General features: G+C 68.3%; 20 protein-coding genes. 3 read left to right on the top strand and 17 right to left on the bottom strand.

What is annotated here, in order from left to right; translation table 11 throughout:
* Positions 1 to 63: 63 nt before the first annotated feature.
* Positions 64 to 888 carry an alpha/beta hydrolase gene (locus BLO63_RS05225; protein WP_205409267.1) on the bottom strand — a complete coding sequence of 275 codons (825 nt, stop codon included), beginning with the start codon at positions 886 to 888 and terminating at the stop codon, positions 64 to 66.
* A 153-nt stretch (positions 889 to 1,041) separates the two neighbouring features.
* Here BLO63_RS05225 and BLO63_RS05220 point away from each other — a divergent pair, with 153 nt between their 5' ends.
* Positions 1,042 to 1,992, top strand: coding sequence for a LysR family transcriptional regulator (locus BLO63_RS05220; RefSeq protein WP_091437387.1), 951 nt, complete (start codon positions 1,042 to 1,044; stop codon positions 1,990 to 1,992).
* A gap of 1 nt (position 1,993) precedes the next feature.
* On the opposite strand, the gene BLO63_RS05215 is transcribed toward BLO63_RS05220, so the two are convergent.
* The 10 genes from BLO63_RS05215 to BLO63_RS05170 form a co-directional block, all read right to left on the bottom strand.
* Positions 1,994 to 2,722 (bottom strand): amino acid ABC transporter ATP-binding protein, encoded by a 729-nt coding sequence (locus BLO63_RS05215; RefSeq protein WP_091437384.1) that lies wholly within the window; start codon positions 2,720 to 2,722, stop codon positions 1,994 to 1,996.
* Complete coding sequence (locus BLO63_RS05210) at positions 2,700 to 3,359, bottom strand: amino acid ABC transporter permease (protein WP_091437383.1); 660 nt, start codon at positions 3,357 to 3,359, stop codon at positions 2,700 to 2,702. Before BLO63_RS05210 ends, BLO63_RS05215 begins: the two co-directional genes overlap by 23 nt.
* 10 nt (positions 3,360 to 3,369) lie before the next feature.
* A complete protein-coding gene (locus BLO63_RS05205; protein ID WP_091437380.1) occupies positions 3,370 to 4,041 on the bottom strand; it encodes an amino acid ABC transporter permease in 672 nt (223 codons plus the stop codon).
* A gap of 213 nt (positions 4,042 to 4,254) precedes the next feature.
* Positions 4,255 to 5,043, bottom strand: coding sequence for a transporter substrate-binding domain-containing protein (locus tag BLO63_RS05200; protein WP_091437378.1), 789 nt, complete (start codon positions 5,041 to 5,043; stop codon positions 4,255 to 4,257).
* A gap of 4 nt (positions 5,044 to 5,047) precedes the next feature.
* Positions 5,048 to 5,815 carry a GntR family transcriptional regulator gene (locus BLO63_RS05195; protein ID WP_091437375.1) on the bottom strand — a complete coding sequence of 256 codons (768 nt, stop codon included), beginning with the start codon at positions 5,813 to 5,815 and terminating at the stop codon, positions 5,048 to 5,050.
* Between the two features lie 310 nt (positions 5,816 to 6,125).
* Positions 6,126 to 8,282: a methylmalonyl-CoA mutase gene (gene scpA, locus BLO63_RS05190; RefSeq protein WP_091437372.1), complete on the bottom strand. Its 2,157-nt coding sequence runs from the start codon at positions 8,280 to 8,282 to the stop codon at positions 6,126 to 6,128.
* A gap of 31 nt (positions 8,283 to 8,313) precedes the next feature.
* The gene (locus BLO63_RS05185) at positions 8,314 to 8,703 is read right to left on the bottom strand and encodes a hypothetical protein (RefSeq protein WP_091437371.1); all 390 of its coding nucleotides are present in this window, start codon (positions 8,701 to 8,703) and stop codon (positions 8,314 to 8,316) included.
* Positions 8,704 to 8,763: 60 nt separating this feature from the next.
* Positions 8,764 to 10,623: a methylmalonyl-CoA mutase family protein gene (locus BLO63_RS05180; RefSeq protein WP_091437368.1), complete on the bottom strand. Its 1,860-nt coding sequence runs from the start codon at positions 10,621 to 10,623 to the stop codon at positions 8,764 to 8,766.
* A gap of 9 nt (positions 10,624 to 10,632) precedes the next feature.
* On the bottom strand, positions 10,633 to 12,648 hold the full coding sequence (locus BLO63_RS05175; RefSeq protein WP_091437367.1) for an acetyl-CoA carboxylase biotin carboxylase subunit: 2,016 nt from the start codon (positions 12,646 to 12,648) through the stop codon (positions 10,633 to 10,635).
* Between the two features lie 157 nt (positions 12,649 to 12,805).
* Positions 12,806 to 14,341: an acyl-CoA carboxylase subunit beta gene (locus tag BLO63_RS05170; RefSeq protein ID WP_091437364.1), complete on the bottom strand. Its 1,536-nt coding sequence runs from the start codon at positions 14,339 to 14,341 to the stop codon at positions 12,806 to 12,808.
* 242 nt (positions 14,342 to 14,583) lie between these two features.
* Between BLO63_RS05170 and BLO63_RS05165 the strand changes: the two genes are divergently transcribed.
* Both BLO63_RS05165 and BLO63_RS21070 read left to right on the top strand, forming a co-directional pair.
* Complete coding sequence (locus BLO63_RS05165; protein ID WP_091438721.1) at positions 14,584 to 16,032, top strand: helix-turn-helix domain-containing protein; 1,449 nt, start codon at positions 14,584 to 14,586, stop codon at positions 16,030 to 16,032.
* A 317-nt stretch (positions 16,033 to 16,349) separates the two neighbouring features.
* On the top strand, positions 16,350 to 16,508 hold the full coding sequence (locus BLO63_RS21070; RefSeq protein ID WP_162841767.1) for a hypothetical protein: 159 nt from the start codon (positions 16,350 to 16,352) through the stop codon (positions 16,506 to 16,508).
* Positions 16,509 to 17,005: 497 nt separating this feature from the next.
* Here BLO63_RS21070 and BLO63_RS05160 read toward each other — a convergent pair whose 3' ends face one another.
* The 6 genes from BLO63_RS05160 to BLO63_RS05140 form a co-directional block, all read right to left on the bottom strand.
* A complete protein-coding gene (locus tag BLO63_RS05160) occupies positions 17,006 to 17,620 on the bottom strand; it encodes a hypothetical protein (RefSeq protein WP_091437359.1) in 615 nt (204 codons plus the stop codon).
* Between the two features lie 125 nt (positions 17,621 to 17,745).
* Entirely contained in the window at positions 17,746 to 17,907 is a 162-nt protein-coding gene (locus BLO63_RS21065; RefSeq protein WP_162841766.1) for a hypothetical protein, read from the bottom strand.
* A gap of 573 nt (positions 17,908 to 18,480) precedes the next feature.
* Positions 18,481 to 19,785: a type III glutamate--ammonia ligase gene (gene glnT / locus BLO63_RS05155; protein ID WP_091437355.1), complete on the bottom strand. Its 1,305-nt coding sequence runs from the start codon at positions 19,783 to 19,785 to the stop codon at positions 18,481 to 18,483.
* Between the two features lie 90 nt (positions 19,786 to 19,875).
* A complete protein-coding gene (locus tag BLO63_RS05150; RefSeq protein ID WP_091437353.1) occupies positions 19,876 to 21,213 on the bottom strand; it encodes an FMN-binding glutamate synthase family protein in 1,338 nt (445 codons plus the stop codon).
* A 7-nt stretch (positions 21,214 to 21,220) separates the two neighbouring features.
* On the bottom strand, positions 21,221 to 21,946 hold the full coding sequence (locus tag BLO63_RS05145; protein WP_091437349.1) for a GltB/FmdC/FwdC-like GXGXG domain-containing protein: 726 nt from the start codon (positions 21,944 to 21,946) through the stop codon (positions 21,221 to 21,223).
* Positions 21,943 to 22,824: a class II glutamine amidotransferase gene (locus tag BLO63_RS05140; protein ID WP_091437346.1), complete on the bottom strand. Its 882-nt coding sequence runs from the start codon at positions 22,822 to 22,824 to the stop codon at positions 21,943 to 21,945. The genes BLO63_RS05145 and BLO63_RS05140 overlap by 4 nt, the downstream gene beginning before the upstream one ends.
* Between the last annotated feature and the right edge of the window lie 176 nt (positions 22,825 to 23,000).

Genomic DNA, 23,000 nt, shown 5'->3' with positions numbered 1-23,000 from the left:
CGATGTTTGTCGGGGCGGCATCAGTGCCGAAGTGGTTGTCACTCATGACGGATCTCCCGGCCCTCAGGCCCGAACGGTGCGAACAGATGCGGCGGAATTTTCCGCCAGGAATGTGCTGAACAGGTCCCGCAGGACGCCTTCCCACAGCGGGGCGGCCTCGATGGCTTCGTCCATGCTCCGGTTCGAGCAGTTCGTGCCTTCGAGCAGGTGGCATTCGACGGTGACGCCGCCTTCGCGCAGGCGCTTGCCATAGGCGAAGCTCTCGTCGCGGATCGGGCAGTCATCGGCAGTGACGATGAGGGCGGGGGCGACCCCGCCAAGCCGACGCGAACCGAGGGGCGCCGCATAGGGATGGGCGGCCCGGTCGGCGCTGCCGAGATAAAGCTGCCAGCCATCGGCCCATTTGCATCCCGCCGCCCCGGCGGCGGCGGCGTGGATGGAGCCCGAGCACAGGCTGGGATCGACCATGGGCGAGAGCAGGATCTGCCCGGCAAGCGGCGGCGCCTGCTGGTCGCGGGCCATCAGGCTGAGGGCGGTGGCGAGATTGGCGCCGGCTTCCTCGCCGGCCACGAACAGCCGCGCACCGCGCCCGGCCCATTTCGCCCGCTCGTCATAAAGCCGGCCGAGCGCTTTGAACGACTCGTTCAGCGCCGCCGGAAAGGGATGTTCGGGCGCCAGCGGGTAGTCGATCGACACCACCACCGCGCCGGCCTCGGCCATGATCTGGCAGATCTTGGCGCTGCAATCGAGGTCGCCATCGGTGAAGCAGCCACCATGCAGATGCAGCACCAGCGGGGTCGGGCGCAGGGGCATGGCGGGGCGATAGATCCGCGCCGGCAGCGCGGTTCCCTCAATCTCCAGCCGGTCCTCGGTCCATGATGCTGTCATGACGCCCACCATCGGGTTGCCGGCGCTGCCCGCCACCCGATTCCGCCGATGTGTTGTGTTGCAGTGCGGCGGAAGCTAATCCCCTTCGGCTCTCGAAAAAACAGGGAATATGGGATAACATTATTCACATATGGAAATAATCGGACGGTAGCGATGGACCAGATTGCCGCGATGCGGGCCTTTGCCCGCGTGGTCGAGGCCGGCAGCTTCAGCCGCGCCGCCGATCTTCTCGACACGCCCAAGCCCACCGTCACCAAGCTGATCCAGCAATTGGAGGCGCATCTGCGCACCAAGCTGCTCAACCGCTCGACCCGCCGGGTGGCGGTCACGCCGGACGGCGCCGCCTATTACGAGCGCGCGGTGGCTCTGCTGACCGATCTCGACGAACTGGACGGCTCGATGGCGCATTCGCAGGCGACGCCTTCGGGGCGGCTGCGGGTCGATGTGCCGTCCTCGCTGGCGCTCTATGCCCTCATCCCGGCGCTGCCGGATTTCTTCGCCCGCCACCCCGATATCCAGCTCGATCTCGGCGTCACCGACCGCACCGTCGATCTGCTGGCGGAGAATGTCGACTGCGCCATTCGCGGCGGCGATCTCTCCGACCCGACCCTCATCGCCCGCCGCATCGGCGAGGTGCGGCTGATGCACTACGCCGCGCCCGCCTATCTCAAGCGCCACGGCATGCCCGAGCATCCGCGCGACCTGTACCAGGGCCACCGCGTCATCGGCTATTTCAACGCCCGGACCGGCCGGCCGGCGGCGTTCGACATGGTGCGCGGCGAGGAGAGCTATGAGCTTCACCTGCCCTATGCGGTGGCGACCAACGATTCCACCGCCTATCTCGCCGCCGGTCTCGCGGGGCTCGGCATCACCCAGACCATCGAGCCGATGGTGGGGCCCTATCTGGAATCGGGCGCGCTGGTGCGGGTGCTGCCCGAATGGCACGCCGGCCCCATCGTGCTGCATGTCGTCTACGCCCCGAACCGGCATCTGAGCAGCCGGCTGCGGGTCTTTGTCGACTGGGTGGCCGAGCTGTTCGGCTCCGGCGGCGCCTACCGCCACGCCGCCGCCTCGCTCATGCTGGCCGCCGGCCCGCGCGGCTGATCTAGTGCGTGACGCCGAGGAACTGCTGCAGTTCCGGTGTCTTCGGGTTGGCGAACACGTCCTCCGGCTTGCCGATCTCGTGCACCCGGCCCTGATGCATGAACACGACGCGCGAGCAGACGTCGCGGGCAAAGCGCATCTCATGCGTCACCATCAGCAGCGTCATGCCCTCGCCGGCGAGTTCCTTCACCACCGCCAGCACCTCGCTCACCAGCTCGGGGTCGAGCGCGGAGGTGATCTCGTCGCACAGAAGCGCGATGGGCTGCATGGCCAGCGCGCGGGCGATGGCGACGCGCTGCTGCTGGCCGCCGGAGAGCTGGTCGGGATAGGCGTCGAACTTGTGGCCGAGCCCGACCCGCTCCAGCATCGCCTTCGCCATCGCCTCGGCCTCGGCCTTCGGCGTCTTCTTCACCACCATCTGCGAGAGCATGACGTTGCGTCCCGCCGTAAGGTGGGGAAACAGGTTGAACTGCTGGAAGATCATCCCGACCTTCAGCCGCAGCGCCTTCAGGTGCAGCTCGTCCGGCAGCAATTGCGCCCCGGCGACCGAGATCGAACCCTCGTCGATGCTCTCCAGCCCGTTGATGCAGCGCAGCAGGGTGGATTTGCCCGAGCCCGAGCGGCCGATGATGGCGATCACCTCGCCGGGGGCGACGTCGATATTGATGCCCTTCAGCACTTCGTTGTCGCCGAAGCGCTTCTTCACCTCAGTGATTTCGATGAGCGACATTGAGCTTCCTCTCAAGGATCTGGGAAGACTTGGACAGCGGCCAGCACAGGCAGAAATAGATCAGCGCGACGAGCCCATAGACGGTGAACGGCTCGAAGGTGGCGTTGGTGACGATGGTGCCGGCCTTGGAGAGCTCGACGAAGCCGATGATCGAGGTCAGCGCCGTGCCCTTCACCACCTGTACCGAGAAGCCGACCGTCGGCGGCACGGCGATACGCAGCGCCTGCGGCAGGATGACGTGGCGCATCTGCTGGAGGTAGCCCATGCCGAGGCTGGAGGAGGCTTCCCATTGCCCGCGCGCGATGGATTCGACGCAGCCGCGCCAGATCTCGGTGAGAAAGGCCGCCGACCACAGGATCAGCGCCACCCCCGCCGCCAGCCAGGCTGGCACGTCGATGCCGAACAGGCCGAGGCCGAAAAAGGCGAGGAACAGCTGCATCAGCAGCGGCGTGCCCTGGAACAGCTCGACATAGGCCTTGACGAAGCTGGGGCCGATCCGCCCGCTGCCGATGCGGGCGAACAGCAGGGCGGCGCCGACCAGTCCGCCGCCGATGAAGGAAACGAGCGAGAGCAGCACGGTCCAGCGCGCCGCCAGCAGCAGGTTGCGCAGGATATCCCAGGTGGTGAATTCATCCATGATCGCCTCCTCACCGCGCGCTGCGTCGGGGAAACAGGGTCCAGCCGAGCCCGCGCAGCGCCTGGCGCAGCCCGATGGCGAGTGCGAGATAGATCAGCGTGGCGACGAAATAGGCCTCGAAGGCGCGGAAGGTGCGCGACTGGATGAAGTTGGCCGCGAAGGTCAAATCCTCCGCCGCGATCTGCGACACCGCCGCCGAGCCCAGCATGACGATGACGATCTGCGAGGACAGCGCCGGCCAGATGCGCTGCAGCGCCGGGATCAGCACCACATGCCGGAAGGTCTGGATCCGGCTCATGCCGAGCGAGGCGCCGGCCTCGAACTGCCCGCTGGGCGTCGCCTGGATGCCGGCGCGGATGATCTCGCAGCCATAGGCGCCGAGATTGATCACCATGGCGAGGTTGGCCGCCTCCAATTCGCCCATCCGCACGCCCAGCGCCGGCAGGCCGAAGAAGATGAAGAACAGCTGGATCAGGAACGGCGTGTTGCGGATCAACTCGACATAGGCGGCCACGAAGGGCCGCAGCCCGCGCGGCCCCAGCGCCCGCGCCCAGGCGCAGCCGATGCCCAGCATCACGCCCAGCACCCCGCCGACCAGCGTGAGCTCGACGGTGATGCCGATGCCCTTCACGAGAACCGGCCAGTATTGCAGCAGCCAGCCATAATCGAACGTGTAGTTCATGCCCGTGAACTCCCGCTGGTGAGGGGGAAGGGAAGAGACTGTCAGAGGCACGGCGGGGTGCGGGGCCTGCGTGCTTCGCGACGCGGGGCGAACCCCGCTCCTCAGCATGACGGCGGTTGAGCGCGTCTCACACCGTCGTCATCCTGAGGTGCCCGGCACCGCCGGGCCTCGACCGACGCAGGCGGTGGCTGTCACCGCCCGCAAGCCTCGCCCTCACAGATCCTTAGGCAGGCCGGCGCCGAGCCACTTCTGCGAGATGGCGTCGAGCGCGCCGTCCTTGTTCGCGCCGGCGATGATCTCATTCACCTTGGCGAGCAGCGCCGGCTCGTTCTTGTTGAGGCCGATGTAGCAGGGCGAGTTCTTGATCAGGAACTTGATCTCCGGCTTCTTCGGCGGGTTGCGGGCGAGGATGGCGGCGGCCACCACATTGCCGGTGGCGATCAGTTCCACCTGGCCGGACAGGAAGGCCGAGATGGTGCCGTTATTGTCTTCGTAGCGCTTGATGGTGAGGTCGGCCGGGGCGATCTTGGTCAGCTCCAGGTCTTCCACCGCGCCGCGGGTGACGCCCACCGTCTTGCCGGCGAGGCCGGCCGCGTCCGTCACCGCGATATCGGCCGGGCCGAACACGCCGTTGAAGAACGGGGCATAGGCGGTGGTGAAGTCGATCACCTTCTCGCGCTCGGCATTCTTGCCCAGCGAGGAGATGACGAGGTCGACCTTGTTGGTCTGGAGATAGGGGATGCGGTTGGCGCTGGTGACGGGCACCAGCTCCAGCTTCACGCCGAGCTTGCCGGCGATCAGCTTGGCCATGTCGACATCATAGCCCTTGGGCTCCATGTCGGCGCCGACCGTGCCGAAGGGCGGAAAGTCCTGCGGCACGGCGATGCGGATCACCTTGTCCTTCTCGATGGTGGCGAGCGCATCGGCGGATGCCGGCAGCGGCATCTGGGTGGCGGCCAGCAGGGCGCCGGCGGCGAGGGCGATGAGGTGGCGGCGGTTCATGCGGTCAATCCTCCTTGGTGGCCGGATGGCCGTGGGAATGGGAATGCGAATGGTCCTGCGGATGGACGTGGGTATGCGGGACGGAAGGGGCGTTGCCGGCGAAAGCCGCCGGGGAGAGCAGGGCGCGCAGCCCGGCCAGCGGGTCCGGCTTGGCGGTCAGGTCCAGCCCGGCCTCGACCTTGCCGATATGCTCGTCCATCAGCCGGGCGGCGCCGGCGAGGTCGCCCGCCTCCATGGCGGCGACGATGTCCTCATGGTCGTGGCTGGATTCTTCGGCCTTCTCGGTCGGCTGATAGAGCATCGAGATCAGCGTGGTGCGGGCGGTGAGGTCGCGGATGATCTCGGTCAGCATCCGGTTGCCGAGCGCGTCGGCGAGATGGATGTGGAAATCGCCGAGCAGGCAGGCGCGGGAATGGACATCGCCGGCGCCGATCGCGTCGCGCTCCATGGCGACGTGCTCTTTCAGGCTTTTCAGCACGTCGGGGGGCACCTCGCGCAGGGAATGCAGCAGGCCGGTTTCGATAATGCGGCGGGTCTGGAATGCCTCGCGCGCCTCTTCCGCCGAGGGCTCGACCACATACCAGCCGCGCCGGGCGCTCACCTGCACCACGCCGCGCGTCTCCAGCCGCATCATCGCCTCGCGCACCCGGGTACGGGAGACGCCGAACAGGTCGGCCAGCTTCTGCTCGCCGAGCCGCGTGCCCGGGTTGATGCGGCCGGCGAGGATGGCGGAAAGGATCGCTTCCTCGATATTGGCGGTGGCTGGGTTCATCAGGCTGGGCCCGCACGCTTGGCGACAATCTTGTATACAAGCCTGTAAGCAATCAGCGTGCCAACGGCGCGCGGCTCGACAGACATGCCCGGCGCGGTACGGGCGGGTCGGCGCGGCGGTGCAAAGAGGGATGGCAGGGGTGCCCCCGCCCACCGCCCTTATCCCCGGGCTTGACCCGGGGACCCAGAGGCGCGGCCGCAAGGGCTGGGTGGCCGGGTCAGGCCGGGCCATGACGGAGGTTGGACGCCTTCCCCACCCGTTCTGCCGCTTCCGCAGTCAGTGTGCCGCCGCAATGGGCGGCAGGGCGCCGCTATTCCGCCGCATCCCTTGCATGGCCCAGCCGGGCGGCGAGGGTGTCGACCAGTTGTTCGGCCGCGTCGGCGATCACCGTGCCGGGCGGGTAGATCGCCTCGGCACCGGCGGCGCGCACTGCGTCATAGTCCTGCGGTGGCACCACGCCGCCCACCACCACCATGATGTCCGGCCGCCCCTGCGCCGCCAGCGCCGCCTTCACCTGCGGCACCAGCGTGAGGTGCCCGGCGGCCAGCGAGGAGATGCCGATGACGTGCACGTCGTTCTCCACCGCCTGCCGGGCGGCCTCCTCTGGCGTGGCGAAGAGCGGGCCGATATCGACATCGAAGCCGAGATCGGCGAAAGCGGAGGCGATCACCTTCTGCCCCCGGTCATGCCCGTCCTGTCCCACCTTGGCGACCAGCAGGCGCGGGCGCCGGCCTTCTTCCTGCGCGAAGGCCTCGACGCGGGCGCGCACGCGGTCCACCTTGTCGGCCATCGCTCCCGCCTCCCGCCGATAAATACCCGAGACCGCGCGTATATCCGCCCGGTGCCGGCCGAAGACGCGCTCCAGCGCGTCGGAAATCTCGCCCACCGTCGCCTTGGCCCGGGCCGCATCGATGGCGAGCGCCAGCAGATTGGTATTTTCCCGCGCGCCGGCCTCCAGCGCGGCGAGCGCAGCGGCCACCGCCTGCGGGTCGCGCTCGGCCTTCAGCCGCGCCAGCTTGTCGAGCTGGGCGGCGCGCACCGCCGAGTTGTCGACGCGCAGCACATCGAGCGGCGTCTCCCGGTCGGGGCGGTACTTGTTGACGCCCACCACGGTCTGCGCGCCGGAATCGATCCGCGCCTGGGTGGTGGCGGCGGCTTCCTCGATGCGGAGCTTGGGGATTCCGGCTTCGATCGCCTTGGCCATGCCGCCCAGCGCTTCCACCTCGGCGATATGGCCGAGCGCCTTGGCGGCGAGGTCGGCAGTCAGCTTTTCCACGAAGAACGAGCCGCCCCACGGGTCGATGGCGCGGGTGGTGCCGCTTTCCTGCTGCAGCACCAGCTGGGTGTTGCGGGCGATGCGGGCGGAAAAATCGGTGGGCAGCGCCAGCGCCTCGTCCAGCGCATTGGTGTGCAGCGACTGGGTGTGGCCCTGGGTGGCGGCCATCGCCTCCACCATGGTCCGCATCACATTGTTGAACGGGTCCTGCGCCGTCAGGCTCCAGCCGGAGGTTTGCGAATGCGTGCGCAACGGCAGCGACTTCGGGTTCCGGGCGCCGAGATCCTTCATCAGCTTGGCCCAGATCAGCCGGGCGGCGCGCAGCTTGGCCACCTCCATGAAGAAGTTCATGCCGATCGCCCAGAAGAACGACAGGCGCGGCGCGAACGTGTCGATCGGCAGCCCCGCCGCCGCGCCGGCGCGCACATAGTCGACGCCGTCCGCCAGCGTATAGGCAAGTTCCAGGTCCTGCGTCGCCCCGGCTTCCTGCATGTGGTAGCCGGAAATCGAGATCGAGTTGAAGCGCGGCATATGCGCGGAGGTGAAGGCGAAGATGTCGGAGATGATCCGCATCGAGGGCGTCGGCGGGTAGATATAGGTGTTGCGGACCATGAACTCCTTGAGGATGTCGTTCTGGATCGTCCCGGAGAGCTTTTCCGGCGCAACGCCCTGTTCTTCCGCCGCCACCACATAGAGCGCGAGGATCGGCAGCACCGCCCCGTTCATCGTCATCGACACGCTCATCTGGTCCAGCGGAATGCCGGAGAACAGCGTGCGCATGTCGTAGATCGAGTCGATCGCCACCCCGGCCATGCCGACATCGCCGGCGACGCGCGGATGGTCGCTGTCATAGCCGCGATGGGTGGCGAGATCGAAGGCGACGGAGAGCCCCTTCTGCCCGGCCGCGAGGTTGCGGCGGTAGAAGGCGTTGGAATCCTCGGCCGTGGAGAAGCCGGCATATTGCCGGATGGTCCAGGGCTGGGTGGCGTACATGGTGGGGTAGGGCCCGCGCAGATAAGGCGCGATGCCGGGAAAGCTGTCGACAAAGCCAAGCCCGGCCAAATCCTCCGGCCCAAAGGCTGGCTTGACCAGAATGCCTTCCGGCGTGGTCCAGCTCTCCGCCCCGGCGGCCGGCAGCGGTGCGCGCGGCGTCTGCCACTCCCGCGCGGCGAAATCAGGAATGGCGGTCATCGCCGGGCCTCCCCCACATGACGGGCGAGACTTACGCCCGGCGCGCCACGAAGGAGCCAGTGCAGTTCTTGACAGGCGATTCCCATCTGCCGGTCGCCACATCGCCGCGCACCACGCCCTTGGCAGACAGCGTCTCGTTGCCGCGCACCACGCGGATGGTGATGGCGCCGAGCGGGCTCACCGAGCCGCTGGCATCCACCGGCCAGGCGCCGGCATAGCTGATCCGGCCGTCCTCGACCGCCAGCTTGAACTCCAGCCGCTTGTCGCAGGGCCCGGAGATCGGCTGCGTCGACACCTCCCAGATGCCGTCGTGCAGGCTCAGTGCGGCCAGTTCCTGCGCCGTTGCCGGCGGTATCAGCAGCGCCCCCCAAAGCGCCGCGCCGCAGGTGGCGGTCTTCCACCCGTGATTCAGCGTTTTCATGGTCTGTCCCTAGGTTGATGGCAGCCTGAGAGCTACCCCTGGGGCAACGGATGGCCGGGCTCATGGTTCCACCCTTAGGGCAATGCCGAGCGCCGCCTGCGCCGCCTCGAGGAAGGCGACGAGATCCACGCCGGCGAAGAGATAGGCGTCAATGCCGGCAGCGCGCTGGGCCGGCTCATCCTCGCCTGCCTTGCCGGCGAGGTACACCCTCAACGCGCCTGCCGCCTTCAGCGCCGTGGCGACCTCGATGGCGGAGGCGGCATAAAGCGCATCGGACGAGCACAGGCAGGCGAGCCGGGCGCCGGAGGCGCGGAACGCCTCGACCAGCGCGGCCGTATCGGTGAAGCCGTCATTGCCCGGAGCGGCCAGCCCACCGGCCTCGAAGGCGGCGCGGGCGAAGCCGGCGCGGGCGGTGAAATCCGCCGCCGTGCCGAGCGCGGCGAGGAACACAGTCGGTGCCGTCGACGCCGCCGCCGCGCGCAGGCGCTCGAACGGTTCGGCGAGGCGGGCGCCGCGCAGGGGCTCGCACATCAGCGCGCCCTCGGCAGCGGGCCGGGGCACGCGGGGGCGGGCGGGGGCCAGAACAGCGGGCGCGGCCTCGCCGAGAAGCGGAAATTCCGAGGTGCCGGTGAGCGGCAGCCGCCGGGTGGCGATGTCCTTGGCCCGCAGCGCCCGCGCCGCGTCGAGCCGCGCCTGCCAGCTGCCGGCTTCAAGGGCTTCCACCATGCCGCCCTCGCGCTCGATCTGGCGGAACAGTTCCCAGGCGGCGGCCGCCAGCTTTTCCGTCCGCTCCTCGATGGCGCCGGCCCCGGCGCCGGGGTCGGCGACGCGGTGCAGGTTCGATTCCTCCATCAGAATGAGCTGGGTGTTGCGGGCAAGGCGCCGCGCTTGCGCGTCGGGCAGGCCGAGTGCCTGGGTGAACGGCAGCACGCTCACGCTGTCCGCCCCGCCCACCCCGGCGGCGAAGGCGGCGATTGTGCCGCGCAACAGGTTCACATGCGCGTCGTGCCGGGTCAGCGAGCGCCAGGCGGTTTCCATGTGGAGCGCGACCGGGGAAGGGTCGAGCCCGCAGGCTTCCAGCACGTTCTGCCAGAGCAGCCGGAAGGCGCGCGGCTTGGCCTGGGTGCCGAACTGGTCGACATCGGCGGTCAGCGTCACCTCGATGGTGCGCGCCGCCTCATCGAGCGGCAGGCCGGCGGCCTCCAGCGCCCGCAGATACGCCAGCGCGGTGGCGAGCACGGCGGCGAGTTCCTGCGCGTCGGTGGCGCCAGCGCCATGGTGCAGCCGCCCGTCCGCCCGCACCATCGGCGCGGTGAGCCCGCGCCCGCGTAGCGCCGTCACCGTCTGGCCGAGCCGGGCGGACAGCGTGCCCCAGTCGATCGGCGCGGCGCCGCGCGCGGCGAAATCGCCGATCGGATCGAGGCCGAAGCGCAGGTCGAGCGCGGCGGGGTCCACCTTTTCGAACAGCCGGGCCAGCGCAAGGGCGATGTCGCGGCCCTGGAAGCCGCCGACCTCGACCCGCAGCGTCGCCATCTCGGGCATCAGCCCGTCCAGCGTTGCCGCCAGTTCCTCGAACCGCGCCGGCAGGCCGAAGCCGCCGGCATAGGGCGAGGAGGCGAAGACCAGCGACACCCCCTCGGCGCCGCCGTTCAGGTCTTCCAGCATCTGCGCGTTGGCGCGCGCGGGGTCGTCATGGTCGAGGCGGGCGATCACCTTCCACGGTGCCCCCGCCGCGCGCCCGGCAATCGGCGCGGCGTCGCGCCGCCGCTCGGGCAGGGCGTCGAGGCTGAAACCATCCGGCGTGCGCGTCAGCATGCGCCTGTCATAGGGCGCGCCCTTCAGCACGCCTTCCACCAGCGCCAGCCAGTCCGCGCGCGTGGCGGGCGGAAAACTGTCGAGATCGAGCGCCGGCTGGTCCATGTCCCCTCCTCAGGCGAAATCGAGGATGACGGCGTCGACGGCGAGGCTGTCGCCGGCCTTGGCGTGGACGCGGGCGATGGTGGCGTCGCGCTCGGCGCGCAGCACATTCTCCATCTTCATCGCCTCGACCACGGCCAGCGTCTCGCCCGCCTTCACCTCCTGCCCCTCGCTGACCGCGACGGAGACGACGAGGCCTGGCATCGGGCAGAGCAGGTGCTTGCCGCTGCCGGCCTGTTCCTTCACCGGCATCAGCGCGGCGAGTTCCGCCTCGCGCCTGGTATAGACGATGGCCTCCACCGCGATGCCGCGATGGGCCAGCGCCACGCCATTGAGGCGCGGGCGCACCTGCACGGCAAGCGCCTCCTCGTCGAACACGCCGCTCCACACCGGCTCGCCCGGCTGCCAGCCCGAGCGCAGCTCATGGGTGGAGAGCGGGCGCCCGGCCTCATCAAGGAAGCTGACGATGAAGCCGCCCGCCGCGCGATCGACCTCGCAGGCGAGCGATAGCCCGCCGAGCTGCACCACGCGCTGATGCTCGAACACGACCGGCCGCCCGGCCAGCTGGCCGGAAATCTTGCGCTTGCGGGCATTGCCGACATTGTCGATCACCGCCGCCACGCCCGCCAGCGTGCGGGCGAGCTTTGCGCTCGGCGCGGTGGCGTGGAAGCCGTCCGGGTACTCTTCCGCGATGAAGCCGGTGGAGAGCTTTCCCGCCCGCCAGCGCTCATGCGTCATCAGCGCCGACAGGAAGGGGATATTGTGCTGGATGCCGTCAATGGCGAAGGCGTCGAGCGCGTCCGCCTGCGCCTCGATCGCCGCCGCCCGCGTCGGCGCATGGGTGATCAGCTTGGCGATCATCGGGTCGTAATAGAGCGAGATTTCCCCGCCCTCGAACACGCCGGTGTCGTTGCGCACGGTGACGCCGTCGCTCACCCCCTCCGCCGGGGGGCGATAGCGGGTGAGGCGGCCGATGGAGGGCAGGAAGCCGCGATAGGGGTCTTCGGCATAGACGCGGCTCTCCACCGCCCAGCCGTTCAGCTTGACGTCTTCCTGCCGAAGCGTCAGCGCCTCGCCCGCCGCCACCCGGATCATCTGCTCGACCAGGTCGATGCCGGTGATGAGTTCGGTGACGGGATGCTCCACCTGCAGGCGGGTGTTCATCTCAAGGAAATAGAACGACTTGTCCTGCCCGGCGACGAATTCCACCGTGCCGGCGCTGTCATAGTTCACCGCCTTGGCCAGCGCGACCGCCTGCGCGCCCATCAGGGCGCGGGTCTCGGCATCGAGCAGCGGCGAGGGGGCTTCCTCGACCACCTTCTGGTTGCGGCGCTGGATCGAGCATTCGCGCTCGCCCAGATGAATGACATTGCCGTGCTTGTCGCCCAGCACCTGGATCTCGATATGGCGCGGCTGGACGATGAACTTCTCGACGAACACCCGGTCGTCGCCGAAGGAGGACTTCGCCTCCGAGCGGGCGCGGTCGAACCCTTCCTGCACCTCGTCGCGGGAATGGGCGATCCGCATGCCCTTGCCGCCGCCGCCGGCCGAGGCCTTGATCATGACGGGGTAGCCGATCTCGTCGGCGATGCGGGCGGCGTGGCCGGCATTCTCGATCACGCCGAGATAGCCCGGCACGGTGGAGACATTGGCCGCCGCCGCCGCCTTCTTCGATTCGATCTTGTCGCCCATCGCCTCGATCGCGCCGGGGTTCGGGCCGATGAAGACCAGCCCGGCCTCTTTCAGCGCCTGCGCAAAGCTCGCCCGCTCGGACAGGAAGCCATAGCCGGGATGGATCGCCTGCGCCCCGGTCTGCTTGGCGGCGGCGATGATCTTCTCCGCATCGAGATAGGACTGTGCGGCGGGGGCGGGGCCGATAGGCACGGCCTCATCCGCCATCTCCACATGCAGCGCGTCCCGGTCGGCGTCGGAATAGACCGCGACGGTGGCAATGCCCATGCGCCGGGCGGTCTTGATGACCCGGCAGGCGATCTCGCCACGGTTGGCGATGAGGATCTTGGAGAACATGGGCGTTCCTGACCGTTCGCTTCTTGGCTGTCGTCATCCTGAGGTGCCCGGCGCAGCCGGGCCTAGAAGGATGGTTCGTCTCGTGCTCCCGTTCGGCATCCTTCGAGGCTCGCTCATCGCTCGCACCTCAGGATGACGGCGCTCCGGCGGGAAGCGCCTACAACGGCAGATTATCGTGCTTCTTCAGCGGCGCCTCGACCTTCTTCGAGGCCAGCATCGCCAGCGCCCGCGCGATGCGCTTTCGCGTCGAGCGCGGGGTGATCACCTCGTCGATATAGCCGCGCTCGGCCGCGACGAAGGGCGAGAGGAAGCGCTGCTCATATTCGCTCGTGCGCGCCGCGATCTTCTCGGGGTCGTCGATATCGGCGCGGAAGATGATCTCCACCGCCCCCTTGGCGCCCATCACGGCGATCTGCGCGGTGGGCCAGGCATAGTTCACGTCGCCGCCAATGTGTTTGGAGGCCATCACGTCATAGGCGCCGCCGAAGGCCTTGCGGGTGATGACGGTGACCAGCGGCACGGTCGCCTGCGAATAAGCGAACAGCAGCTTGGCGCCGTGCTTGATCAGCCCGCCATATTCCTGCGCCGTGCCGGGCAAAAATCCGGGCACGTCGACAAAGGTGACGATCGGGATCTCGAACGCATCGCAGAAGCGCACAAACCTTGCGGCTTTTCTCGATGCATCTGCATCGAGGACTCCCGCCAGCACCATCGGCTGGTTGGCGACGAAGCCGACCGTGCGCCCCTCCACCCGGCCGAAGCCCGTGAGGATGTTGCGGGCGAAGGCGCCCTGAATCTCGAAGAAATCGCCCTCGTCCGCGACCTTGGCGATCAGCTCCTTCATATCATAGGGCTTGTTCGGGTGTTCCGGCACCAGCGTGTCGAGCGAGGGGTCGAGCCGCTCGCCATCGTCGAAGCTCGGCCACGCCGGCACGCCGGACTGGTTGCAGGCGGGCAGGAAGTCGATCAGCCGGCGCATCTGCAACAGGCATTCGACATCGTTCTCGAAGGCGCCATCGGCCACCGAGGACTTGGTCGTGTGCACCTTGGCGCCGCCGAGTTCCTCCGCCGTCACGCTCTCATTGGTGACGGTCTTCACCACCTCCGGGCCGGTGACGAACATGTAGCTCGTGTCGCGCACCATGAAGATGAAGTCGGTCATGGCGGGGGAATAGACATCGCCGCCGGCGCAGGGGCCCATGATGACGGAAATCTGCGGGATGACGCCGGACGCCAGCACGTTGCGCTTGAACACCTCGCCATAGCCGCCCAGCGCCGCCACGCCTTCCTGGATGCGCGCGCCGCCGGCATCGAACAGGCCGATGATCGGCGCCCGCACCTTCAGCGCCATGTCCTGGATCTTGGTGATCTTGGCCGCGTGCGCTTCCGAGAGCGAGCCGCCGAACACGGTGAAGTCCTTGGCGAAGACGAACACCTTGCGCCCGTTCACCGTGCCCCAGCCGGTGACGACGCCGTCGCCGGGGATCTTCTCGGCCTTGTCCATGCCGAAATCGGTGCAGCGGTGCTGCACGAAGGTGTCGAATTCCTCGAAGGAGCCGGTGTCGAGCAGAAGCTCCAGCCGCTCGCGCGCGGTGAGCTTGCCGCGTGTATGCTGGGCCGCGATGCGCTTTTCGCCGCCACCGAGCCGGGCGCCGGCGCGGCGCTGTTCGAGCTCGTCGAGAATAGGCTTCATGGCGCTCCCCCAGCCTTTATGCGGACCGTTGCAACCGTTCTAGGCGCTTGCAGCGGAAAACATAAGCTGTGAAAATGCGGATCGTGAAGTTGTAAAATTTTCACAAAAATGACGGGGGGCGCTCCACCCGCCCGCCGTCATCCTCAATCGGTCCGCAGGCGCAACGTCATCCTGAGGTGCTTGGCGGCACGCCGGGCCTCGAAGGGTGGTTCTCGCAAGCGGGCGGCAAGGAAGACGCGATCATGTCCAAGAAAGTCTTCGCCGGCCATGCGGTGCGCCATGTGCGCGAGCGGCTGGGGCTGACCCAGATGGATTTCGCCCGGCGGCTGGCGCTCTCCCCGAGCTACATCAACCAGATCGAGAGCAACCAGCGCCCGGTCACCGCCGCCGTGCTGCTCGCCATCAGTCGCGTCTTCGATCTCGACATCACCCGCTTCGGCGCCGACGATCTCGACCGCATCGTCGCCGATCTGCGCGAGGCGCTGGCCGATCCGGTGTTTCGCGGTATCGAGCCCAGCCTGCAGGATTTGAAGAACGCCACCACCCACGCCCCCGCCTTCGCCCATGCCTTCCTGCGCCTGCACGGGGCGCTGCGCCGGCTGGAGGAGCGGCGCGCCGCCCAGGACGACGCGGTGGTGTCGGTGGCGCGCGAGGTGGACGGCGCCGCGCCGCCCGACGAGGCGCGCAACCTCGCGCCCTATGAGGAGGTGCGCGACCATTTCCACTACATCGACAATTACGTCGACGGCCTCGACCGGGCCGGCGAGGAACGCAACGCCGCGCTCGACCTGTTCGGCCGCGACGACGCGGTGGCGGTGCTGGTGGAACATCTGCGCCAGAGCCACGCCATCGCGGTGGAGATGACGGCTTCCGCCCAGCTCGACGCGCCGCTGCTGGCCTATGACCGCCACCGCCGGGTGGCGACACTGGCGCGCACGCTCGATCCCGCCAGCCGCGCCTTCCGCCTCGCCGCGCTCCTCGCCCGCTTCGAGCAGAGCGAGCTGATCGACCACCATGTGCTGGAGGCGGGCCTGCGCAGCACCACGGCGCGCGAGGTCTGCCGGCTGTCGCTGCAGAACTATTATGCCGGCGCGCTGCTGCTGCCCTATCGCCGCTTCGCCCGGCTGGCGCGCGAAACGCGGCACGATCTCGACCGGCTGGCCGCCATGACCGGGGCGAGCCTGGAACAGGTCTGCCACCGCCTGTCCACCCTGCAGCGGCCGGGCGAGAAGGGGGTGCCGTTCTATTTCCTGAAAGTCGACCGCGCCGGCAACGTCATCAAGCGCCACAGCGCCACCCGCTTCCAGTTCGCCCGCTATGGCGGCGCCTGCCCGGTGTGGAACGTGCACGAGGCGTTCGAGCAGCCGGCCCGCACGCTGGTGCAACTCGGCGAGATGCCGGACGGGGCGCGCTATCTCTGCCTGGCGCGCGGCACGTCAAAGCCGGCGCTGCGCCACGGCGCGCGCGAGCGCCGCTTCGCGCTCGGCATTGGCTGCGAGATTTCCTATGCCGGCGAGCTGGTCCATGCCGACGGGCTGGACCTGAAGGCGGCCGCCGTGGCGCCGCTCGGGGTCAACTGCCGCATCTGCCCGCGCACCGCCTGCCCGGAACGCGCCTTCCCCCCGCTCGACCGCGAAATCCTGCTCGATCCTGACCGCCGCGACGTGGTGCCGTTCGCGGTGCGGGAGTGAGGGGGCAGGCGCCTCGCACATGTGCGGTCGCCGCCAAGGGTGTCGGGAGAGCCGGCGGCCTTTCCGGCCGGCCGGCGAAAGGCTTCAGGACGTCACGGTTATGCCGTCGCTGAGGGGGCCGGCATCCCCCCGTGTCGCCAGCGGCAGGGACACGGGGCGGATCATCGGCCCGCGCCACGCGGGCTTTGTCGTGCCGCCCGTATCCTGGCTCGGGAGGGCGGGATGCGGCTTCAGGACATGGGTCATCAAAGTCGCTCCACACCGGGGATAATGGATAGCCGTCCATCGTTCGGGCGCGCGCGTCAAGAGGTGTTTGGATGATCGCCTTTCATCGGCAGGCCCGCGAATCGGCATTGCTCAGGTTTCTTGTGCGGTCTCCGTTCCGGCGGGGGAGGCTGAATCACGGCACGCTCGACGGCTCGATCGCACTGGACCCTGACCGTCGCGACGTGGTGCCGTTCGCGGTGCGGGAGTGAAGGGCGTTCGGCGCGGGATCGGGCGCACCGTCATGGCCGGGCCTGGCCCGGCCCTCCACGACGTCGGGAAGGCGCAAGACGTCGATCCGCTTCCCTCGCCCGGGGAGGACGGTGGTCGCGGGCGATGGAATAAACCTTGTCATGCCGAGGTGGCGCCTATAGCGGCCCCGAAGCACGCAGCTCCGCCTGGCTCCTATCGGCGGGAGCGATCAGGAACTCGTAATAGAATCATCGTTGCCGACCACGGAAACCTGCGTCGATGCCGGCAGCGGCACCGGCCGGCAGACCGGCATGCGCCAGGCGGGTTTTTTCGTGTCGCGGCTGTTCCGGTCGGTGCCCGCAGTAGCGGGCGATGGCGGAGATGTCGTCATTGGGCTGTCCGGTGGATGTGACCCGGATTTTATCTGCCGGCAGCGACCCGGCGTCAATATGATACCAGTAGCGCGCCGTGGTGGTGATCGCGGTCAGGGAGTGAACGCGGCGCCGGCGCCATGCCGTCAGCGGGCGCCGGTGCTGTCCTCGGCGCCGAACCGATGCACCCATTCCGGGCGCACGGTGCGCGCGAACACCTCGCGGAAGATCGCCGGGTCCGGCATGTCCAGCCCCTCGGCGAGCTTGGCGCGGAGATAATCGGGATCTTCGGTCAGTCGCGGGTACCAGATGAAGGTCATGCCGATGTCGAACCGCACCAGCTGTTCGACCAGCCGGGTGAACTGGCGGCGCAGCAGCGCGGCCTGGTCGGCGCCCTTCTCCACATGCCACAGCCCGCCGGCGACGGGCTGGAGCATGTCCTCGCTGCCGGTATTGGCCTTCTGCACATGAACGCGGCTGGCGGCGGCGGCCTCGATGTTCCGCACCGGGATGAACACATGGTCGATGTGGAGCGAGCTGTCGGTCAGCACCTCCTCGACCGTGTCGCAGATCCACGGGTTCTTGCAGATATAGGGCGCGGCGGGGTCGCGCGGGTCAGCTTCGAGGCCGGCATGGGCGATCGGGTCGAGCGGAAATTCCCCCGGCGTGTAGCCGGTATCAAGGCCGAGATTGCTGAGCAATTGCACCAGGAACGACGTGCCGGCGCGGCCCGTGCCGGTAATGAGGACGTGATGCTTCAACCGCAGGCTCCCCGCGCCAGCGCTTAAGCGCTGCTCGAATTGCGCAGCCTACCGTCTCGGTGGCGTAATCGGAAGGATCATGACACCGGCCGAGTCTTTCGCCGGCACGCCATCGGCCCGAGAAATCAGGACACCTCGAGAAGATCGTCGGTGATACTCCCGTCAATGCGCGTCGACGCTGGCAGCGGCACCAGCCGGCAGACCGGCGTGCGCCATGTAGGCTTGTTGGTGTCGCGCGTGTCCGTGGCCCGGACGATGGCGGGGCGCTGGGTCGCAGAAAGAGTCATCAAGCTCGGTCCGCGTCAGAGGTAATTTCGTAAGTGTTCTATTGCCTTGGCGCGGCGTCAAGCCGAAACGCAGCGAGTGAGGCGCAGCCATCGCCGCCCGCCGAGGCCGGCGAATCGCGCCGCTGGGATCTCCCGCCTGTTGGCGAGCTCCCACGGGGTAGGTGGCGAAATGGAGAAGGGGCGACCGGCCGCGCGAAACGCCGCTTGCGCGGAGCGGCCCGGCCGCGCGGCGCGGGTCGTCCTGTCGTGAATCAGGACTGGAGCATACTATCGCCGTTGGAACTCAAATCGAACTGCGTCGACGCCGGCAGCGGCACCAGCCGGCAGACCGGTGTGCGCCACGCGGGCTTCGGTGCGTCGCGCCTGTTCCGGTCCGGAACGAGGGTAGGGTGTTGGCTCGAATAAAGGGTCATCAAGCGTCCTCCTCGCTGGAGGTAACTTGATTTGCCGTCCATCAACCTTGACGCGCATCAAGCCGAAACACAGCGCTCTTTCGGCCAGGCCGCAGGCCAAGCCGACATGCGGCAGGCGGGAATGCTGCATCCCCGCCTTTGGCGCCGCCCGCCCGCCCGCTCAGATATCCAGCGTGTTGTCGCGCTCCCACTGGGTGAGGTGGCGGGAATAGGCGTTCCATTCCTCGTGCTTCAGCTTGGTGTAGCCCTCGACCAGCGGCGCGCCCAGCGCGCTGCGCAGCACGGTGTTCTTCTCCAGCGCGCGGATGGCATCGAGCAGGTTCAGCGGCAGCTTCTTGGCGCCCTTCACCTTGTGGCCGTCCGTATACATGTTGATGTCGAGCCGCTTGCCCGGGTCGCGCTGGTTCTGGATGCCGTCGAGCCCGGCGGCCAGCATGGCGGCGGGGGCGAGATAGGGGTTGGCGGCGCCGTCCGGCAGGCGCAGCTCCAGCCGGCCCGCATCGGGGATGCGGATCATGTGGGTGCGGTTATTGCCGGTATAGGTCACTGTGTTGGGGGCCCAGGTGGCGCCGGAGACGGTGCGCGGGGCGTTGATGCGCTTGTAGGAATTCACCGTCGGGTTGGTGAAGGCGCACAGCGCGTCGGCCGAATGGATCAGCCCGCCGATGAAATTGTAGCCGAGCGCGGAAAGCCCCAGCTCGCCCGTCTCGTCCTCGAACAGGTTGGCGCCGTCCGGCCCCCAGAGCGAGGTGTGCATGTGGCAGCCCGAGCCGGTGAGGTCGATGAAGGGCTTGGGCATGAAGGTGGCGCGCAGCCCGTGCTTCTCGGCGATGGAGCGGGCCATGAACTTGAAGAACACATGCCGGTCGGCGGTCACAAGCGCGTCGGCGAAGTCCCAGTTCATCTCGAACTGGCCGTTGGCGTCCTCATGGTCGTTCTGGTAGGGGCCCCAGCCCAGGGTCAGCATGCAGTCGCAGATTTCCTTGATCACCTCGTAGCGGCGCATCAGGGCGGACTGGTCGTAGCAGGGCTTGGTGGCGTTGTCGGCGGCATCCGAGATTTTGGTGCCGTCGGCATTGGTGAGGAAGAACTCGCACTCGACGCCGGTCTTCATCTGGTAGCCGAGGCTGTCGGCGCCCAGCATGGTGGCTTTCAGCACATTGCGCGGCGCCTGCGCCACCAGCTCGTTGTTCATCACCAGGTCGGAAGCGAGCCAGCCGACGTCCGGCTTCCAGGGCAGTTGGATCAGGCTGGAGGCGTCGGGGACGGCGAACAGGTCGGCATCGGCCGGGCTCATGTCGAGCCAGGTGGCGAAGCCGGCAAAGCCCGCCCCGGAGCGCTGCATGCCTGAGATGGCGGAGGCCGGGGCCAGCTTGGCCCTCAGCGCACCGAACAGGTCGACATAGGAGATCAGGAAATACTTGATGCCGAGTTCTTTGGCGGCGTGAGCGAGATCATTGGCCATGGTGCAATCCGGTTTCGCTGTTCCCCGGCCCGTTCGGGCTCGTTGGTCGTCGTGACGTGCAAACCCCGCGCCGAGGCGCGGGGTTGATGATCAGAATCCGCCGTTCCGCCCCGGAATCCAGTCGGTGCCGGCCAGCGGCACATTGGCCATGGCGGCGGCCTCGATGGTCAGCGCCACCAGGTCTTCCGGCTCCAGATTGTGCACATGGCTCTTGCCGCAGGCGCGGGCGATGGTCTGGCACTCCAGCGTCAGCACGGCGAGGTAATTGGCGAGACGCCTTCCGGCGGCGATCGGGTCGAGCCGGGCCATCAGCGCCGGGTCCTGGGTGGTGATGCCGGCGGGGTCGCGGCCCTCATGCCAGTCGTCATAGGCGCCGGGACGGGTGCCGAGCGCTTCATATTCGGCGGCGTAATGCGGGTCGTTGTCGCCCAGCGCCACCAGCGCGGCGGTGCCGATCGCCACCGCATCGGCGCCGAGCGCCAGCGCCTTGGCCACATCCGCCCCGTTGCGGATGCCACCGGAGACGATCAGCTGCACCTTGCGGTGCATGCCGAGGTCCTGCAGCGCCTTCACCGCCTGGCGCACGGCGGCGAGCGTCGGAATGCCGACATGCTCGATGAAGATTTCCTGCGTCGCGGCGGTGCCGCCCTGCATGCCGTCGACGACAACCACATCGGCGCCGGACTTCACCGCCAGCGCCGTGTCGTAATAGGGGCGGGCGGCGCCGACCTTCACATAGATCGGCTTCTCCCAGTCGGTGATCTCGCGCAGTTCCTCGATCTTGATTTCAAGATCGTCCGGCCCGGTCCAGTCCGGGTGGCGGCAGGCCGAGCGCTGGTCGATGCCGACAGGCAGGGTGCGCATGCCGGCCACCCGCTCGGTGATCTTCTGGCCGAGCAGCATGCCGCCGCCGCCCGGCTTGGCGCCCTGGCCGACCACCACCTCGATGGCGTCGGCGCGCTTGAGGTCGTCCGGGTTCATGCCGTAGCGCGAGGGCAGGTACTGGTAGACGAGCTGGGTGGAGTGCCCGCGCTCCTCATTGGTCATGCCGCCATCGCCCGTGGTGGTCGAGGTGCCCATGGCCGAGGCGCCGCGCCCGAGCGCTTCCTTGGCATTGGCCGAGAGCGAGCCGAAGCTCATGCCGGCAATGGTGATCGGGATCTTCAGCTCGAGCGGCTTCTTGGCGAAGCGGGTGCCGAGCACGACCTCGGTGGAGCACTTCTCGCGGTAGCCTTCCAGCGGGTAGCGCGACATCGAGGCGCCGAGGAACAGCAGGTCGTCGAAGTGGGGCACCCGGCGCTTGGCGCCGCCGCCGCGAATATCATAGATGCCGGTCGCCGCCGCGCGGCGGATTTCCGAGAGCGTGTAGTCGTCGAAGGTGGCGGAAGAGCGCGGTGTCGTGCGCGGGGTGTTGCTGTGGTCGGTCATCGCGCCCTCAATAGCTCGACACGTTGTCGACGTGGAAATGGTAGAGCGTGCGGGCTGAGCCGTAGCGGCGGAACTCGGAGATATCGACCTCGCCGAGGATGCCGGCCGCTTCCAGCTTGGCGGCGAGCATCGCCTTGTGCTCCTCGCGCATCTCCTTCTCGATGCAGTCGGCCCCTAGGCTGGCGACCGAGCCGCGCACGAACAGCTTCGCCTCATAGAGGCTGTCGCCCAGCGCCTCGCCGGCATCGCCCAGCACGGTGAGGGTGCCGGCCTGCGCCATGAAGGCGCTCATATGGCCGATCGAGCCCTTCACCACGATGTCGATGCCCTTCATCGAGATGCCGCAGCGGGCCGAGGCGTTGCCGTCGATGATCAGCAGCCCGCCATGGGCGGTGGCGCCGGCGGCCTGGCTGGCATCGCCCTTCACATGAATGAGCCCGCTCATCATGTTCTCGCCGACGCCGACGCCGGCATTGCCATGCACGATGACGCGCGCCTGCTTGTTCATGCCGGCGCAGTAATAGCCGACCGGCCCGTCGATCTCGACGGTGATCGGCGCGTCCAGCCCGGCGGCGATGGCGTGGCGGCCGGCCGGGTTGGCGATCTTCCACAGCGTCTGGTTGGTGTCGGGCGCCAGCTTGTGCAGGGCGCCGTTCAGCTCGCGCAGGGGGGTGGTGGCGAGGTCGACGAAGGTTTCGCCCTCGGCGGTGGCAGGCTTCAGCGAGAGGTTCATGCGGCACGATCCCAGAAATAGACCTTTGCCGGCTCCGGCTCGAACACCCGCGCGGTCTCGATGCCGGGCAGGCCGGCGAGCGCGCGGTATTCGGAGGCGAAGGCGACGTAATCGTCGGTTTCGGCCATGACGGCCGGCTTGCAGGCGATCGGGTCGCGCAGCACGCCGAAGCCACTCTCTGTGCCGACGACGAAGGTGTAGAAGCCGTCGAGGTCGCCCAGCGAATGCTCCAGCGCCTCGCCCAGGCTGTCGCCGCCGCGCATGCGGTAGGTGAGGTAGGCGGCGGCCACCTCGCTGTCGTTCTCGGTCGTCACCTCCAGCCCCTCGCGGGCGAGCAGGCGGCGCACGCCGGCATGGTTGGAGAGCGAGCCATTATGCACCAGGCACTGGTCCGGCCCGGTGGAGAAGGGGTGGGCGCCGTCCGTGGTCACGGCGCTCTCGGTCGCCATGCGGGTGTGGCCGATGGCGTGGGTGCCGCTCATCGTCTCCAGCTTGAAGCGCTTGGCGACATCGGCGGGCAGACCGACTTCCTTGTAGAGTTCCATGCGGGCGCCGGCGCCGACCACCTTCACCGCCGGGGCGAGGCGGGCGAGCGCGGCGCGGACCGTGGCTTCCTCAGCCACCGGCACGCTCAGCACGCCATGGGTGTCGCGGGCGATCACCGGGTGGCCGATCTCCGCGCCCAGCGCGGCGAAATCGGTGCCGGCGGGGCCGCGAAGGGTGAGCTTCACGAAGCCGGGGGTGCCGGCGCCATAGACGGCGAAGCCGGCCGAATCCGGCCCGCGGTCGCACATGATGTCGAGCATCTGCGAAAGCAGGGCGCCGAGTTCGGGCTCCAGCTTCGGCTGCTTCAGGAACAGGCCGACAATGCCGCACATGGCGGAATACTCCTGCAGGCAAAAGAGAGGGCAGAGGGCGCAAAGGCCTTGCCCAGTCTTTTAGGAGCCGCCCGCGCGGGCGTCAATAATCCAGGAATAATATTTTCTTTAGAAGAAAACCGCCGTGCCCTCGCTCGGCTCACTCCATCACGTCGTCATCCCGGCGCGGCCTGCGG

This window comes from Ancylobacter rudongensis, assembly GCF_900100155.1.
In the GTDB taxonomy this organism is placed as follows: domain Bacteria; phylum Pseudomonadota; class Alphaproteobacteria; order Rhizobiales; family Xanthobacteraceae; genus Ancylobacter; species Ancylobacter rudongensis.
Note: the sequence above shows the minus strand (reverse complement) of the source record. Positions and strands in the feature narration are given on the sequence as shown.